Source organism: Neobacillus sp. Soil_C_43 (genome assembly GCF_057656715.1).
This window is the reverse complement of sequence record NZ_JBDGJV010000029.1, coordinates 1-16,742: the sequence shown is the minus strand read 5'-3', so window position 1 is coordinate 16,742 and position 16,742 is coordinate 1. Positions and strand designations below refer to the sequence as shown.

General features: G+C 32.9%; 19 protein-coding genes and 1 pseudogene. 18 read left to right on the top strand and 2 right to left on the bottom strand.

All coding sequences use genetic code 11. From position 1 onward, the window contains the following. Positions 1-142 precede the first annotated feature (142 nt). Positions 143-439: a hypothetical protein gene (locus AC3A54_RS24465; RefSeq protein ID WP_487656548.1), complete on the top strand. Its 297-nt coding sequence runs from the start codon at positions 143-145 to the stop codon at positions 437-439. 88 nt (positions 440-527) lie between these two features. Here AC3A54_RS24465 and AC3A54_RS24460 read toward each other — a convergent pair. Both AC3A54_RS24460 and AC3A54_RS24455 read right to left on the bottom strand, forming a co-directional pair. Further along, a pseudogene (locus AC3A54_RS24460) lies at positions 528-613 on the bottom strand (integrase); the annotation flags it as partial. A gap of 324 nt (positions 614-937) precedes the next feature. Then, the gene (locus tag AC3A54_RS24455) at positions 938-1,165 is read right to left on the bottom strand and encodes a helix-turn-helix domain-containing protein (protein WP_487656547.1); all 228 of its coding nucleotides are present in this window, start codon (positions 1,163-1,165) and stop codon (positions 938-940) included. Between the two features lie 270 nt (positions 1,166-1,435). Between AC3A54_RS24455 and AC3A54_RS24450 the strand changes: the two genes are divergently transcribed. The 17 genes from AC3A54_RS24450 (at position 1,436) to AC3A54_RS24370 (ending at position 16,233) form a co-directional block, all read left to right on the top strand. Then, positions 1,436-1,792: a hypothetical protein gene (locus AC3A54_RS24450; RefSeq protein WP_487656546.1), complete on the top strand. Its 357-nt coding sequence runs from the start codon at positions 1,436-1,438 to the stop codon at positions 1,790-1,792. Positions 1,793-1,841: 49 nt separating this feature from the next. Then, the gene (locus AC3A54_RS24445) at positions 1,842-2,087 is read left to right on the top strand and encodes a hypothetical protein (RefSeq protein ID WP_487656545.1); all 246 of its coding nucleotides are present in this window, start codon (positions 1,842-1,844) and stop codon (positions 2,085-2,087) included. Between the two features lie 111 nt (positions 2,088-2,198). Next, entirely contained in the window at positions 2,199-2,693 is a 495-nt protein-coding gene (locus tag AC3A54_RS24440; protein ID WP_335545072.1) for a hypothetical protein, read from the top strand. Positions 2,694-2,751: 58 nt separating this feature from the next. Then, positions 2,752-3,264: a DUF3841 domain-containing protein gene (locus tag AC3A54_RS24435; protein ID WP_487656544.1), complete on the top strand. Its 513-nt coding sequence runs from the start codon at positions 2,752-2,754 to the stop codon at positions 3,262-3,264. Positions 3,265-3,716: 452 nt separating this feature from the next. Beyond that, positions 3,717-4,643: an AlbA family DNA-binding domain-containing protein gene (locus AC3A54_RS24430; protein ID WP_487656543.1), complete on the top strand. Its 927-nt coding sequence runs from the start codon at positions 3,717-3,719 to the stop codon at positions 4,641-4,643. Between the two features lie 448 nt (positions 4,644-5,091). Then, positions 5,092-6,933 carry a KAP family P-loop NTPase fold protein gene (locus AC3A54_RS24425; protein ID WP_335548834.1) on the top strand — a complete coding sequence of 614 codons (1,842 nt, stop codon included), beginning with the start codon at positions 5,092-5,094 and terminating at the stop codon, positions 6,931-6,933. Between the two features lie 8 nt (positions 6,934-6,941). Beyond that, complete coding sequence (gene qatB / locus AC3A54_RS24420) at positions 6,942-7,745, top strand: Qat anti-phage system associated protein QatB (RefSeq protein WP_487656542.1); 804 nt, start codon at positions 6,942-6,944, stop codon at positions 7,743-7,745. After that, on the top strand, positions 7,742-9,055 hold the full coding sequence (gene qatC, locus AC3A54_RS24415; protein ID WP_335548836.1) for a Qat anti-phage system QueC-like protein QatC: 1,314 nt from the start codon (positions 7,742-7,744) through the stop codon (positions 9,053-9,055). The genes qatB and qatC overlap by 4 nt, the downstream gene beginning before the upstream one ends. Then, positions 9,036-9,770 carry a Qat anti-phage system TatD family nuclease QatD gene (gene qatD / locus AC3A54_RS24410; protein ID WP_487656541.1) on the top strand — a complete coding sequence of 245 codons (735 nt, stop codon included), beginning with the start codon at positions 9,036-9,038 and terminating at the stop codon, positions 9,768-9,770. The genes qatC and qatD overlap by 20 nt, the downstream gene beginning before the upstream one ends. 490 nt (positions 9,771-10,260) lie before the next feature. Further along, the gene (locus AC3A54_RS24405) at positions 10,261-11,253 is read left to right on the top strand and encodes a hypothetical protein (RefSeq protein ID WP_487656540.1); all 993 of its coding nucleotides are present in this window, start codon (positions 10,261-10,263) and stop codon (positions 11,251-11,253) included. A gap of 9 nt (positions 11,254-11,262) precedes the next feature. After that, the gene (locus AC3A54_RS24400; RefSeq protein WP_335544746.1) at positions 11,263-11,445 is read left to right on the top strand and encodes a hypothetical protein; all 183 of its coding nucleotides are present in this window, start codon (positions 11,263-11,265) and stop codon (positions 11,443-11,445) included. Positions 11,446-12,138: 693 nt separating this feature from the next. Beyond that, positions 12,139-12,843, top strand: a complete 705-nt coding sequence (locus tag AC3A54_RS24395; protein ID WP_487656539.1) for an esterase/lipase family protein — start codon at positions 12,139-12,141, stop codon at positions 12,841-12,843. An 86-nt stretch (positions 12,844-12,929) separates the two neighbouring features. Further along, on the top strand, positions 12,930-13,643 hold the full coding sequence (locus tag AC3A54_RS24390) for a hypothetical protein (protein WP_487656538.1): 714 nt from the start codon (positions 12,930-12,932) through the stop codon (positions 13,641-13,643). Between the two features lie 2 nt (positions 13,644-13,645). Beyond that, on the top strand, positions 13,646-13,960 hold the full coding sequence (locus tag AC3A54_RS24385; protein ID WP_487656537.1) for a hypothetical protein: 315 nt from the start codon (positions 13,646-13,648) through the stop codon (positions 13,958-13,960). Between the two features lie 65 nt (positions 13,961-14,025). Then, complete coding sequence (locus AC3A54_RS24380; RefSeq protein WP_487656536.1) at positions 14,026-14,388, top strand: hypothetical protein; 363 nt, start codon at positions 14,026-14,028, stop codon at positions 14,386-14,388. Between the two features lie 132 nt (positions 14,389-14,520). After that, positions 14,521-15,441, top strand: coding sequence for a class I SAM-dependent methyltransferase (locus AC3A54_RS24375; RefSeq protein ID WP_487656535.1), 921 nt, complete (start codon positions 14,521-14,523; stop codon positions 15,439-15,441). Between the two features lie 99 nt (positions 15,442-15,540). Continuing rightward, positions 15,541-16,233 (top strand): AIM24 family protein, encoded by a 693-nt coding sequence (locus tag AC3A54_RS24370; protein ID WP_487656534.1) that lies wholly within the window; start codon positions 15,541-15,543, stop codon positions 16,231-16,233. The last annotated feature ends 509 nt before the right edge of the window (positions 16,234-16,742 follow it).

Here is a 16,742-nt window from a genome sequence, read left to right as displayed (position 1 = left end):
ATTACAAGGGTTATGAAATCCTGCGAATAAGTGAGCATTCAGGAGATATTCGTATCAAACTGAGGGAGTTAAAGAAGGAAATATATTGGGTACTATTGAATTTATTCAATGACTGATAAATTACTCAAATACTTAAGAGGTTGTGATTAATATTATTCCTTCTGAATTAGACGGTGCAATGGTTGTTAAATATACTAAAAATGATTCCAAAAAAGAAATAAGTAAAATGATTTTTGAAGAAGAAGACGGTTCAACAATCGAAGTACCTATAACAGCAATGGCAATTGCAAAATACACCAATGACGAAAGATATTATTTATTTCTGTGTGATAAGAATTGGGAAGTGCAAAATGACTACCTTCTTGACACTATTGACGAATCAATGGAATTTGCCGAAACAAACTTTGGAATATACAAGAAGGACTGGTTAGATTCATAAATTTAGTTTCGAAATAAGATTGCTACTTAACTAACGGGGGCAAGAGTGAAATATGCAACGCATTCAAGATGCGTTGCTTTATTTATATTTAAAAATACTTCGTATATAATTGTTGCCTGATACTTCCACTTAACTGAGCATATATCCGGGTAGTTCACTTTTCTCATGACCTAAACGTATAAAAAACACTAGTCTCTACTAGTGCTTTTATGGTTTAATTTTAGCTTCGATTCTGTTCACAGTTTCTTTGATCTCTTGAATATTGGTATTTACTTCTTTTATATCCTTTTGTAATTCTAATAAGATTTCTAAGATTTGTTTATCCATTCCGTTCACCATCCATTTGATATTTTTTTAAGGTATTATATTACTCCTTGCTAATTTTTTTACGAATTACTTCATATCTGCCACCCATACTTTTTGCTACAATCACCACTAAAAACAAAGTGTGCAACAGCTATTGTACACCGATAATTTTATTCTAAAGTATTCGGTTTATTATTTAGAATTTTGTTCATCATTAGATCGAATTTCAATTATCTCTCTAATATCTGTTATGTTTAAAGCTGCTGATAACCGTTTGATATGTTCAAAATCAATTCTCTGTCTCTTGTTGTTTGCAAGATTACATAAGGCAGAGTGACTAATTTTAGATATACGACCTAACTCACGAATGGATATATTATTCTTTTTAGCAAGTTCTTTGATTTTGATAACGATTTCCATTTAATTCGCCTTCTTACAACTTTTATTTGTGAGACTGATTTAACAATATCATGATTCAAAGAAGAAGGTGGAACGCCCATGAGTACTATTTGTGAATTTTATTTGGCATATTTGTGATAGTTATTAAGCTAGTAAGACTGAGAGATAAGCGAAAATAGTGTAGTTTGTGAAGAAACGTTCTTAAACTAATGGAGCAGTTTAGTTCAAGAAGGAAACCGAAATCTCCTAGTTGAATATTAAATACAGTATGTATATACGAGGAGTGAGAATATGGGCAATGAGATAATATTTAATTTTTTTAAACAGCTTAACAAGCGTAATTTATTACCTGAAAAGGCACTTAGGAGAAACTCAATATATTATCGTTTTGTTTCATACATTAATAATTCTATTGCCTGTTTTATGAGTGAAAATTATGATGGGACAATCCTATTTATCAATAGGGCATATAAAGAAATGAAAGAACTTAAAAAAGAAAATTTCATTAAGGATGATAATATAAAATATTTCTCTCTTTGCCAAAAATATATAAAAACTACATCTGAATATTTATTTGATAATAATCTAGTTGATGAATTTTTTATAGAAAAAGTAAACGAAATGAATTTTGATTTTTTATTGAATTAACGGGTGCTTTAACAAAAATCTAAGCTATAAGACTGATTAGCTACCAGTCGTGATAAATTTGATTATTGAAATTGACGGTTATTCTATTCAAGTTCTACTTACTGGACAAAAGTGTTCCAAACAACAGTTAAAGAAAAAATATCACCAAGCAAAAGAATTATCCTACGAGATTAAAGACCTTCCAAATGTGTTTTGCAGGCTTCACAATTTTGAACAAATTCCTTATGACTTAGATATTAAGGTTGAGTTCGTTATTGATACTGATACGGATAGAATTTATCCTCCCTCTTATTAAGCTAACGGGTGCAAGAGTTAAAGATCCAGCCGACATTCCTCGGCGCTTTTCTTGTTGAGCTAACGGAGCAGGAGTTGAAGAAGGTTAATTAAAAACAAGCAGAGAACTATAATGTATATCAATATACAGGGAATGATTTTGATGAAGCAGCACATCTCTATTGAAGTTGATTTAGAAACTTTAGAAAACAGACAAAACGTTATTGGGAATATATATTTCGTTATTGACTACCATCGTTGTTTTCCCGAAGAAGGATGGTCTGATTTTGTTGTTATTATATTATCCTGGTGGATTAATTCAATTAAGGGGTTAATGGTTTCTGATTTCGGAAGAACTTTTGAGTTTGATTTTATGGACGGCACCCCACTTGTCTTAGCTAAGAAGTTAGATAAAGAACATTTAGAATTACGCTTTTGCATGGATGAGGCAGTAAAACGCCAAGTCATTCTAACGGCAAATTGTTCAATTAAGGAAGTTAGAGATTCAATCCTGTCTGTTTCAAAAAGAGTAATAAGGTTATTTGAAAGAGAAAATTGGAACAGGAAAGATATTGATGAACTTAAGGGCCTAGTTTTATCTTTAGAACGATACCCCTTTCCTTATTAAGCTACAGGGTGCTTATTCAAAATGCACACCTTTTTTTTAGGGGGAGGAAAAGTGATTAATGGGGATATACTGGACTATTCAGACCTTTGATGCTTGGGAAAATGCTAAACAACTTGGTTTTCTTAGTGGTGACCCGAATAAAATTTGGCCAGATTTTATTGATGCTTATAATTGGATGATGCAACAAATGAAGAAGAAAATTCCTAAATACACAGGTGAATATCCCATCTGGCTCTGGACAGAAAAACCAGACTTACGAAGAAATGGGCATCTTAATAAAGGAGAACGAGGAGTGCTTCTGAAAGTTGAAATAGAGGATAGCAGATTATTATTGTCAGATTTTATGGCATGGCACTCCGTTATTTATAATACTTATTTCATCATAGATGAAGACGAGGATCACTTGTTTTATACTTCCAATAGAACGGCCATTGAGGAGAGTTGGCAAAGAATTTTTGATTTGGAATTTTTAGAACAAAACTCAAACTGGGGTGACGTACGTATTCAAGGGGTCACAGGAAAATTAATATTAGATGAAATTTCTATTGTAAGGGAATTTATTGCTCGTTAATCTATTAAGAATTCATAAACAGACTTTAGCTACTTAGGCCAAACAGATTTGTGAAAAATTGTACTTAAACTATAGGGTGCTTTACTAAAACAAGGAATAAACTAAAAAGAGCATTAATTATGCAAGTTTTTAAACACTACTTGTATATTAAGGCTCTTTTTATATTCATAAAACATAGTGCTGTTTTATTTGCCATATACAGTTTGACTTAGTTTTATAAGAGAATCATGTTCGTAGAGTTTCATGTCAAAGGACATTGGTTTAATCTAATTTCCAATTAAGTGTGTCATTTAACTAGACGGTCACACCAATACGGGTCCTTTTTGTATTTACATATAAAACTGAGTTGAATATTTCACAAAAAATTCACTAAAATTTTTTAGGTAAATATAGGAAAATGGTGAAATTTGTCGAATTATACTCTTATGTAAATTTACTTAAGGAGAAACGGTGTGGAAAAGATTGAAGAAATGATAAGGCATGGCTATGAATGTGAATATCTAGACTTTAAAGAAAAACAATATTCGAAAGACAAGCATATGGACCTAATTGCTGACATTATGGCCATGGCCAATTCCCGCCATGAAGGCGACAAATTCATCATTATTGGGGTTAAGGATAGACCGGAAGGAAAAGAAATTAAGGGCATTACTTTTGAGGATTTTGTTGATTCATCAAACTATACCCAGGTTATTTTGAGTAACATTGAACCCGATATCCAGTTTGAATATTTCAAATATGAATATGAAGGGACTCTTATTGGAGTTTTTAGAATTTATAATACAAATAGTAAACCTTATATGCTTAAACGAAAATACAACAAATTAAATGAAGGTCTATGCTTAATTCGTAAAGGAAGTTCAAACTCTTTAGCAAAACGGAGTGATTTTGATTTTATGTATCGAAATAAAGGGGTATTTGAAGTCAAATTACTTGAACAAACCCTATATGGCGTACATGACTTGGAGGGTTGTGCATCGATAGACGTACTATTAGCAAATACTACCGAGAACCCAATTACAATCACTGCAGGTTATATGAACATACACAATAAGGAAGGTAAGAAATTATCTCACCATCCTATATTTGGTATAGATAAAGTGATTGGGGCTGATTTTAAAATAGGAATACAGCCCAAATCAGAAATAGTTGGTCAATTATTTGTTGGTTTCAGTTCATCTGATCCTTTACGATTGGATATTGATGAATACGGTGTTGGAAACAAGGACTACCGATTTGAACTTTTATTATTTGATGCACGTGGGAACCAATACGCCACAATATTAGAGCAAGGAAATGTGCTTGTAAATGGTGATTTTCTTTGGAAAGTGAAAAAACAAAAAGGGATTCCTCATAAGTTTCGAACGCATAAAATTTAATCATAATTTCTTAATATAAGGTTCAAGAAATTGTAACTATTATCTAAAAATACTAATATTGCATATTAATCCTTTGGTAAGAAAAAGGGGATAAGAGATGTATCTAAAGGGTTAAAAATTATGGAACTGTTATTAAGGCTAAGGATATGCAACAAGAATGATAGATTTGGATCCAGTGGTCAACCATTCTAGAATAAAAGTTTCTAGTTTTTATGAGCATGCTGTTAAGCAAACAATCACAGGGGGTGTTAAATAATTCGTGTTTTTATAGAGGGAAATGCTTCTTTTATCGAAATTAATTAAATTGAGGAAGAAAATAAATAAACAAAGATAGTTTATAAAAATTGAATTCCACTTTTTTTAAAATACTAAAGGAAGTGTTTAGAAAATAATAGGCGTCAAATAAAATTATTAGACATAATTAATTTTATAGGAAGTGAACTTTTACATGTGGAAAGATAGTGAAACGGAATTAGATTATTTAGATTTCGACCATATTATAGGCTTAATCGAAGAACTCATTTCTGATGAATCTCTTTTACCCTCAAGTATAGGAGTATATGGTGATTGGGGGAGCGGTAAATCTAGCTTAATTAGAATGAGTATGAAAAAAGCTGAAGAAGTAGAGGGGACAGTTTGTTTAATTTTTAATGGTTGGTTATTTGAGGGCTATGAAGATGCAAAAACGGCTTTAATGGGAACCATTCTAGATACCATACGAGAAAATCAAACGCTTACTGATAAAGCTAAAAAGTGTATTAGCGGGTTATATAAAAGTATAGACAAATTTAAGCTCGTAAAGAATGGAATCAAATATACTGGAGATTTGCTTTTAACTGGAGGAGTAGGGACAATAATTGATTTAACTGTTAAAAATGTATTAGCAAATACTAAAGAAAAAGCTCCTAGTTTGTTTGAGGGAATTTCTGGAATGGATTTAGAAAAGCTAGTGACTTCGATTAAGGATGAACTTAATAACAAAGAAATTCGGCAAGATATAAAAGCATTTCAATCGAACTTTGCCGAGTTATTGGAAGAATCTAAAATAAACAGGTTAGTAGTTTTTATAGATGAATTAGACCGATGTAGCCCCGATACTATATTGGACACATTAGAAGCTTTAAGGCTCTTTTTATTTACAGGTAGAACTGTATTTATAATAGGGGCTGACGAACGTCACATTTCTTATGCTGTCCAAAAGAAATTTATTGAGATTGAAGGGCAACAAATTAACATAGGTAAGGAATATTTAGAGAAAATAATCCAATACCCTATAAGAATTCCAAGAATGAGTGATAGAGAGATGGAATTTTATATCAATTGTTTACTCTTTGAAAAAGAATTAACAAAAGATGAATTCGAACAAGTAATTGAACTATTGCAAGTTAAAAAGAGTGAAAACTTCTTGGAGTTTGAGTTGACATACGAGTTAATTAGCGAAAAATATCCATCTATCGCTGAAAAACTCAAAGATAGTATAGTTGTTGCAAGACAGTTATCTGATGTATTGGCACAAGGATTAAATGGAAATCCAAGACATTGTAAACGTTTCCTGAACTCTTTGGTAATGCGTGAGAATATGTCAAAGAACAAAAAAGTTAATTTAGATAGAAAAGTATTAGCAAAGATAATGTTATTGGAGTACTTTAAACCCTCCTTATTTAAAAAGCTTGCAGAATTACAAAGTTTAGAAAATGGGAAGCCTAATGATTTAATGTTACTAGAACGTAAGGAATTAGGAGATGATAGTCCTTTAAAAGTATGGAAAGACGATATATGGGTTCAAAGATGGTGTGAACTTAATCCAACTTTAAAAGATGTTGATTTAAGAGCCTATTTTTATTTTTCTAGGGATTCACTAACTGAAAAAATTAATACAATAAATAAGAAATTGAGCCCTCTAGCTCAAGATATATATGAGAAATTGATTAGTAAGTCGGATGTTCAGAGAAATAGAGCAATTGAACTTGCCATAGAATTAAATGATTATGAAGCCACTGAAATTTCACAAAGAATCTTTACTATTATGATTAGTGAAACTAATATTGATAAAAATCTATTAAAGTCGTTCTTAGAATTTGGAAACTCAAGAGCAATTCTACATACACAAGTGCTAAATGATCTGGAGTCTTTACCAGGACAAAAAATATCACTTGTATTAGTACCTATTATCTCTGGTTTTATTAAGATAACAAAGCAACAAAATGCATTTCATTCAATTAAACAAAAGTGGGTTGAAGATAATCCTGCAATTCAAACAGCAATTGAAGTAAATTTACGAGAGGGGTAATGGGGTAGATGGGGACTTCAAGTATATATAATGGACCTAAAGACAAAAATCCTTTATTACCTGAAGGATTTGAAGAAGAATATGACCCAAATCAGCAAGAGAATGCTGATAATCAAGAACCATCAGAAACATCATTGGATTTTCCGTGGCAAGCTACAAAAAAATCAATGTCACAATTCATAAATGGTAGATCACAAAATAGAGGAAGAATTGCTAGAAACTATGTAAGGGCTCTTGGTGGTGCGACTAACGCAGCTAAGAGTGCAAAAGCTGCTAAAAGTTCAACCATTCAATTAGGTAAATTTTTATCAGACATAATAACTGAGGGGATTGAAAAGACTCTCAGTAAATTAGAAATTGAATTTCATGGAAAGAGTGTTGAGTCTTTATTTTCTGAACTTGTCAATGTAGTTGCTGGCAATTCAAATTCTAAAGAAGATATAGCCGCAAAAAATGCATCTATGGAAGCTCTCTCGGAACTTTATGAATTTCTTGTAGAAAATGCGATGGACATACGCCATTTAGAAAAAATGGATGCAAATCTTATTAATAAAGTGATGAAGACTTTTGTAAATAGTTATTTAATTGAACGGTTATTAAAAGATTTACAGAGTAGATTTGAGAAATATGCAGATGATCTTTCTATTGCTGTAGTAAAAGAAAATGAGGTGAAAGAATACATTACTGAGTCAGTAGCGGTGAAATTAGATCAAGTACGTTTTAATAATTTAGATTATAGAAGTAAAAACATTGATCAGATTGTTGAGGGTATCTATAGAGATTGTTACGAAGTATTGGAGGCCTATATATGAGTAAAATTAATATAGTAGCTAGGATTGACAAAGACGATGATTTTACCGTTGATAGAACAGATATTCACTATAATCTTTATGATAATAACATGTTTACTTATACATTTTGGAATAACGACTACTGCAATTTTCCAAGTTTTTTCTCTCCAAGGGGCTTAGATATATTTTACATATCATTGATTATCTATGGCATGGATAGAATTATATCAAGAGAAAAAGGTGACGATTGTTGGTCTAGAGATTTAAAAGTTTATATACCGGTTCTTGATATTGAAAAATGGAACGAAAATAAAAATCATTTAGAAGAAATGTTGAATTTCCTGAGTGGGGACACTTGGGAATTCGAATTTAGAAAAAGAGATTTTACAGAATTTGAACTAAAGGTGAAGAACAAAATAGAAAGCTCTACAACTGAAAAATTAGACATAAATATGATTTGTATGTTTTCTGGGGGGTTAGACTCTTTTATAGGTGCAATTGACTTACTTGAGCAGAAACAGACATCTGACATCTTATTTGTAAGTCATTATGGAGGAGGCAAGGGAGTAATTGAATATCAAAAAGCACTATCTACAAGTTTAATTTCTAAATATAATTTGAGCCCCAAAAATTTTAAATCATTTTATGCAAGTGCTAAGCATGGTGTTGAAGATACTACTAGAACACGATCATTTATGTTCTTTGCACATGCAATTGTTTTAGCTACTGCTATGAATAAGAAAACAAAATTAATAATACCCGAAAATGGATTGATTTCTTTAAATATTCCATTGACCAATTCTAGATTAGGAAGTAGCAGTACTAGAACCACTCACCCCTATTATATTAAACTATTAAAACAATTGATAAATAATCTTAATTTAGAAGTTGATATAGAGAATCCCTACCAATATATTACAAAAGGTGAGATGATCCTAGAATGTCTGAATTTAGAATTTTTAAAAGAAAATATTGGTGAAACAATGTCGTGTTCACATCCTGATCAGGGCAGAATGAAAGGTGATACAGCCACATCCCATTGCGGGAATTGTTTACCTTGTGTAATTAGAAGAGCATCGATTCTAAAAGCAAAAATTACAGATACGAGCATTTATAGAGATTTAGATTTTACAAGCGGTCCAACCGCTAAAACTAACCTTCTATCATACAAAATCGGTGTGGAAAAGTTCAATGAAAAACTATCCTTTTTAAAAATCCAAAATTCAGGGCCTATTACTTCGAATATAGAAGACTTTATAGGAGTATACAATAGAGGAATGAATGAACTCGCAAATTTATTGGGGGAATTTAATGAATCAGTTTTATCATGATAGTCATGTTCATCTCGACCTTTATAAAAATGCAGCTGAAATTATACGTCAAATTGATATTAATAAATCATATACAATAGCTGTTACAAATTTGCCAGTCCTATATGAGAATGCAATTAAAGGATATCCTAATAGTAAATATGTTAGATTTGCTGCGGGTCTTCATCCAGAATTGGTTGGCGAATTTCCTGAACAAATCCCTAAATTTTATGAATTAATTAAAGATTGCAGGTTTATCGGGGAGATTGGTTTAGACTTTTCAAAAGAAAATGTTGTTTATAAGGAATTACAATTGGAAGTTTTTAAACGGACAATAGATATCTGCAATAGTATTGGAAATAAAATAGTCAGTATTCACTCAAGAGGGGCTGCTAAAAAGGTTATAGAAATAGTTGGTTCGGAGTTTAATGGGCAAGTTATTTTACATTGGTTCACCGGAAATAATACAGATTTAAAAAAGGCAATTAATAATGGTTACTTTTTTTCGGTTAATATTAATATGTTAAGAACGGAAAAAGGTCAAAAAATAATAAATACCATTCCATTAGAAAGAATTCTTATAGAAAGTGATGGGCCATTTACTAAATCATTTAAAGATAATTACAGCATTGCTTCTATTAAAGAAACTATTTATTTGCTATCCAAAGTTAAGTCCATAAATTTAGAAGAGTTAAACACCAAATTAAGGAATAATTTTAAAAATCTCCTTAACTAAAGTATTTGAAAAGTCACTAAAAGTTAAAATTAACATGGAGGAAATAGAAGGATATTAGACATCCGTTTAAGATAGGTGGTATTTTGATGAGTCTTGTAACAGCCAATATTCAGTGAAACGTTTATTTGTTTAGGAGGATATAAAAAGTTTAATAATGACTTTGGAGAACAACACCTATTGATCAGGTTTTGAGTTGGTAATGAGACCTGAGTTATTTAATTTGCTATTAATAAAATATGACAAGATTATTTATCGAATTTTAAAGAAATACAATGTATGAGATAGTAATATATTATATAAAATTTTTTCTATTTTTTGTAAATGTTGTAATTAATACCCCTTTAAGATACTGTTTTATCTTAGAGGGGCTTTCAATTTATTTTTATTTAATATATTTGCTAAGGAAATTCTATATGCAAATTAAAATAGAGAATTAATATGTCCCTAATTTATAACGAAGTGGAATTTAAGAAAATAAAGGAGGAAAATAATGAATGATTTAAAAGAATTTATTGTATCAATATTTGAGTATATATGGGCTTATATTGATGAAAATAAAGAATGGATGTTTTCTGGAGTCGGAAACATCCTTGTTTTCACCATTTTTGGTTCTATAGTATTTTTTGTTGTAAAAAAATCATATGTGTTTATTAAGAATAGAATTAATATGAAGAAAATAAAGAAAGGAACATTTGATGATATTCTTAGCTTCACTAAGAAAGATAGAAGCGGGAAATTTATTAACTCTGAGCTTTCTAAGGTATTAAATATAAAAAAATTAATTAAAGAGAATTATTCTGAATATAATGATTTCCTTATAATTCAATATGGGTCCTCTTTAAAACATCAATCTCAACCAGCTAATGATTATGATTTTATTGTACTTTTACTAGGGCATCCTACCACTGAAAGAAAGGAAATAAGAAGTGTAGGAGATAATCCCGAATATCAACTTGAAAAAAAGATTAAAGTTGATATAGTTTTCAGAGATTATAAGTCATTCTTATTTGCAGCATGTTCTGGTATGCCATATGAAAATAGTGTTATTTTTAACAGTAAACTAGTACATGGACATATAGGTTATTATGAATGGTTAAAGCGAATTACTAAAAATATATTAATGGATAAAGATTTTCTAATAAGAAGATATAATGATAAATTACTTTTAGAAAAAGAAGTGTATGAGAAAGCGAAAAATTATGGCGAATTTTATGATCTGGTTAGAGCAGGATACTTTTATGTTACGTCGTTATTGCAAGATATTCATTTAAAGAAAATGCAAAAAATATTAGCACAAAAAGATGTAATTACATTAGCTAACATAAACGATATTGGCGAAATTATTAATGATGAAAAGCAAAAAGAAGTATACATAAGATTAATAAGATATCTAAAGAGATTAGAGATAGCTACTAGTAAGGAAATTTTAAGTAGAGATTTAGAAAGATTAATAGAGTACATATTTGAAAATTTATACACTTGAGGTGAGTAAATGGGGATTATAGATAAGTTTTATGAAAAAAAGAATGTTAACTATTTTATAAATCAACCTTTATTTAGTGAACAAATTATAATGACCAATTGTTACGAAGATCTTCAGAAAAACGGTTGGTGTGATTTGATAAATGATTCGCCTGATAATTTAATAGATGAATTTTTAGGTCTGAAACGCTGATTATCAATAACATATTAAAATGAAATGAACTATGGTAGGTTTTGTGAGTTATTCAGAGTATAAAAGAATTGACCAGCTAGGGTACGGCGGGTACGGATGGGTTTATCTCATGAGATATTAACTCATTTTTTGTATGTATCTTAGTAACTAATTATTGAAGTTCCTTTTAATTATTTTAGTTCTTCAATAATCGCCCTTTAATGGAATACCGCAAGGAGAAAACATATTATACTATGTCTAATATGTTTTCTCCTTTATTTTTTAGGGATTTCTATAATTTAGGTCTTGATAACATAACATGTCTTTTTTCGCTTTCAAGGGAAGTTGTTCAAATTGATCATTAGTTCGATACTTTTTAAGTATAGTTTTCAGTTATCAACATTAATGTTACTATAGGTCCTCATATCAATTTTTAGTTACCAACATTAATGTAAATTTAAAAATTAGGTAAAATTGGAAGGATACTTGATAATAAAAGGTTTCTTAGTTACCAACATTAATGTCTGTGAACAGTCTCGTTCCAGTATTGGAGCGGGGCTTTTATTTTTTAACTATGTTATAAAGCAGAAAACTTCCCCTATATTAAAAAATAGTAAATGAATACCGACATTTCATATAAATATTGGAATATATAAATAAAGGTACTGTTTCTAATTTTAATAGATTAGTTGGTTAATAATGGGGAGGTTGTTTATGAAAAGAGTCATGAGTTTGTTTACGATTTTTATCTTAGTTTTCGGGGTGTATCAATCCGCTTATGCTGCAAGGGGAACCACCACAACACCAACTGTTGATCCCGTTATTTTTGTCCATGGGTATACTGGTTCCACATCGAGCTTCGATAAGATGAAGCAGTGGCTGATTAGTGCTGGCTGGCCGGAGAGTCGTTTATTTGCCATTCAATTTTCGAATACAACAGGAAGTAATGTACAAAATGCGAATGAGTTATCACAATTTGTTAGCCAAGTATTGAAAAAAACGAAGGCTACTAAGGTGGATATTATTGCACACAGTATGGGCGGCCTGAGCACCCGATATTATATTAAAAATTTAGATGGAGCCAGCAAGGTTAACGATGTGATTACACTTGGTTCACCACATCATGGCACAAACAGCGCCTACTACGGCTTCTTTACCACAGGTGCAAGAGAAATGATGCCAGATAGCCAGTTCTTACAGGACCTAAATAGTGGGGATGAGACTCCAGGTGCTTTTGTTAAATATACCTCTATTTATAGTACAACTGATGAAGTCATAAGTCCTTATACCAGTTCGATATTGAATGGGGCTAAAAATGTTGAGGTTAGCGGTGTCAGCCATAGCGGATTACTTAGTAGCGAGGCGCCAAAACCAGCAATATTGGATGGCTTAAATGGTAAGGGTGATAATAGCAACTAGCTCTAAGGCAGGAGTTTAGATTCCTGCCTTTTTAATAAAGGAAATTTGTATATTATTGGAGAATTATGTAAGTGGGAGGCGAATGGATGAATATTTCATATAATTTTTCAGTTAATCTAATAGAGTTCATTTTTGAACTTATATCGTGGGCCATAATCGGGCTAATTGCCTATCGGCTTTACAGACGTATACCTGAGAAATCAAAGGTCTTGAAGATTCTTGTTTGTACATATATTGGACTCTTCTCATTTTCTATCAATTGGAATGTAGTGGATACCCCGGTAAAGCTAGCCATTTTACCATTAGGTGTTTGGATTTTGTATTTGATTTTAAGAAGAAAGGAAGGAAGATGGGAGAGATACCGATCATTTGCCTGGCTGGGCTTTTTTGCTAATTACATCTTTTTAGCAAATACGTTACTTTCTATACCAGTTCATCAATTTTTTTACTCGGAAGATGAACTTTCGACCTATATCTCTCATGTGGAGGATGCTTCCATAATCGCAACATATCCTTCTGCAAATAAGCAAACTTTAGATAAGGAAAGTTTACAAAAACAAATACATAATATGAAGCCGGCAGCTAACCATGGAATCGAGTGGTATAACGAAATGGAAATGGAATCTACTAAAAAAAGTGAAAAATTTCCTTATCAACTTATAGATTTTTCACCTAAATGGGGAAGTAATCTTAATGCCGTTATTTACATAGAAGCTGATGGAAAAGGTTTGTTAGTATCTACGCCGAAAAAGCAGCTCTATTACCGATCTAAAGAGTCACTGTTAATGGGAGGGAACTAGCATTGAATAAAAGATTATTTATTTTCCCTTTATTAGCTGTAGTCATTGTCGCATCTAGTATATTGGCTTATTGGTATTATTTTTCGAAACCAACTGGGTTTCCCAAAAGTGACCAATTACTTGAGAAGATTCATCGTGTTTTCCCAGAGGCTTCACCAAAAGTCATTCAGGATTCCATTGCTATAGATGAGCGGCATCGATTTGTCCCCTTTATTTCGAAGGAGGGTAAGTATGGAGTGAGTTATTGGCAATGGGAATATCATAAGTGGAAAGTTGTTTCCATTGAAACTACAGGGAGGTGCATGTTTGGAAAATAGACAATAATGACCCATCTACGTTTTACTTTTTATGGAACTTTCATCCGGATGACCAGGTGAATCAATTGAAATTTTATATGATAAGGGATAGAGGCTATCATGGTGCTAATAGGCAACTATGGTATGAACCGAGGATTCAAATGGAAAAGAAAGTTGAACAAAAAAAGTCTTATGGGGTGTTGAAAATGCCTGCTGAATGGGCTTCGTCTATGAGTTCATTCTCACAAGCTGGTCCTATGGAACAAACTGGACTGTTCTCTAACGGAATCCTATTTAATGCGGGTATGTATTTCGGCTATATTCCTTACGAGCAGTCGGGGAAAGTTGCGAGAACGATGAATTCTGCAAATGGGAGCGGCTTTCAAAATGGTAATTTTAATCAAGAGTATGTCAGGCAGTTAAGTGAACCAGAAATTGAAAATCAATAAAAATTATTGACAAAATAATTTATTTATGCTATAATTTAACGTTATTGTAAATAACTATAATGTGTCATATAATAAACTCCTGGCAGAATCCTGCTGGGAGTTTTTTTGTTTCTATAGGAAGGGGGAATTTCTTTGGAGAAAAACAAGGAAAGCTTAACTGCAATAGTCAGCTGCTATGCTAGGGGGTATCATGCCTTACAAAGCAATCAACCCATTTTTAATGATTTTGTAGCCAGTACGCTGTTAAAAGAGGAAGAAAAGCAGTTGATCAGCACGAATTGGGCAAATGCAATTGTATTTTTTGCTCCGGCAAAAAGTGAAACGTTGAAGACATTTGAGGAAAAATTGCAATGGGTTATGAACAATCAGACCGTGCCGCAATTAGTCAGCCGTTCTCGCTGCGCTGAGGATGGACTTTTATCAGCGATTGAACGAGGTGTCAGACAGTATGTGATTTTGGGTGCAGGCTTTGATACATTTGCATTAAGACAACAAGAAAACCTCCCAGATGATTTTATAATCTATGAAGTTGATCACCCTGCAACCCAAGTTTTTAAAATCAACCGTCTCAAAGAAATGGGTCTTGATATTCCGAAAAACTTAAAATTTGTTCCAGTTGATTTTAAAGTGAACTCGCTTCGGGATGAGTTAATGAAGGTCGGCTACAATGAACAAACATTAACATATTTCAGCTTACTGGGTGTGGTGATGTACCTGGAGAAAAAAGATTTCTATCAACTTCTTTCTACTGTTTCTGATCTGTCTGTGAATGGTAGTTCTTTCATCTTTGATTACCTCGACGATACTGCATTTAATGACGAACTAGCCTCTAAGAAATTAATCCAATTGCGACAAATTACGGCTCATACTGGTGAGCCGATGGTTACGGGCTTTGACCCGTTCACGCTAGACCTGGAACTCCAGGATTGCAATATGTTAGTCTATGAAAATCTGTCCCCGGCTAATATTGAAGAATGGTACTTCGCGGATAGAGAGGATGATCTGCACGCCTTCGATCATTTTCACTTTGCGCATTTAGTGGTTCAGAAATAGAACTGAAAGCACCGTTCAAATTACTTGAACGGTGTATTTTTTTTAAGGGAATGTATGGTAAAATTTGCAAGAGAAGGCGGATGTTTAGGAGGGGAAAGGTTGAGTAAGTATTCGATTAATGAATTTATTACTAAAACAGAGCAGGTAGATAAGGGTGAGGGGTTCTTTGAATTGGAGACTCCTAGAATGCTAGAGGTGAACCTTGACGGTCAGGTTTGGGCGAAGGCTGGGTCTATGGTTGCCTATCATGGAAAAATCAAGTTTGAACGCGAAGGGATTTTGGAGCATGGTCTAGGTACGGCTTTCAAGAAGGCGATCACCGGTGAAGGTGCCTCGTTGATGAAAGCCGGCGGCCAAGGAAAATTGTATTTGGCGGATGAGGGCAAAAAGATTATTATTCTACATTTGAATAATGAATCCATCTATGTGAACGGCAATGATCTGCTCGCATTTGAACCGAGCATTAAGTGGGAGATCAAGCTAATGAAAAAAATCGCTGGGCTAATGGCTGGCGGTTTGTTTAATGTTCGTTGTGAAGGAACAGGGATGATTGCCATTACGACTCACTATGAGCCGCTTACGCTAAGGGTTACACCAGGACAGCCTGTTATTACGGATCCCAATGCAACGGTTGCATGGTCAGGTAATCTTCGTCCGGAATTTCAGACGGATATCAGTTTGAAGACATTCTTTGGAAGAGGAAGCGGCGAGTCCATCCAAATGAAGTTCGAGGGGGATGGATTTGTTGTAGTGCAGCCTTACGAAGAGGTTCGGAGGGTTGAGAAGAGCTAGATACTAGAGAATTACTCGGGATGACGCTGTTTAGGGAATAAGCTAAAACGGCGTTTTTTCTTTGAGTGGGGAGGCTATTTAACTGTGTGGAGTGCAAAAGAAGAGGATGGTTCCGCAGAGAGGTGATTCTATGCGGCCGAAGCCAAAGGGGGAAAAAGCAAAAGGTCGTGTAGAGGTGTTCTATGCTATCGAAGCCAGAGGGGGAAATGGCAAAAGGTCTCGTAGAGAGGTTCTATGCGACTGAAGCCGGAGGAAAAAGAAGCAAAAGGGTTCGTAGAGAGGTTCTATGTGACCGAAGCCAAAGGAAAAAGAAGCAAAAGGTGCGTAGAGGGGTTCTATGCGACCGAAGCCAAAGGAAAAAGAAGCAAAAGGGTTCATAGAGAGGTTCTATGCGACCGAAGTCAAAGGAAAAAGAAGCAAAAGGTAGCGTAGAGGAGTCAAGTCCATTTAATTGTGTAAAAGTGTCAACAATGTTTTCGCTTGTAAAAAAAGAATGAGTATAGTGAACT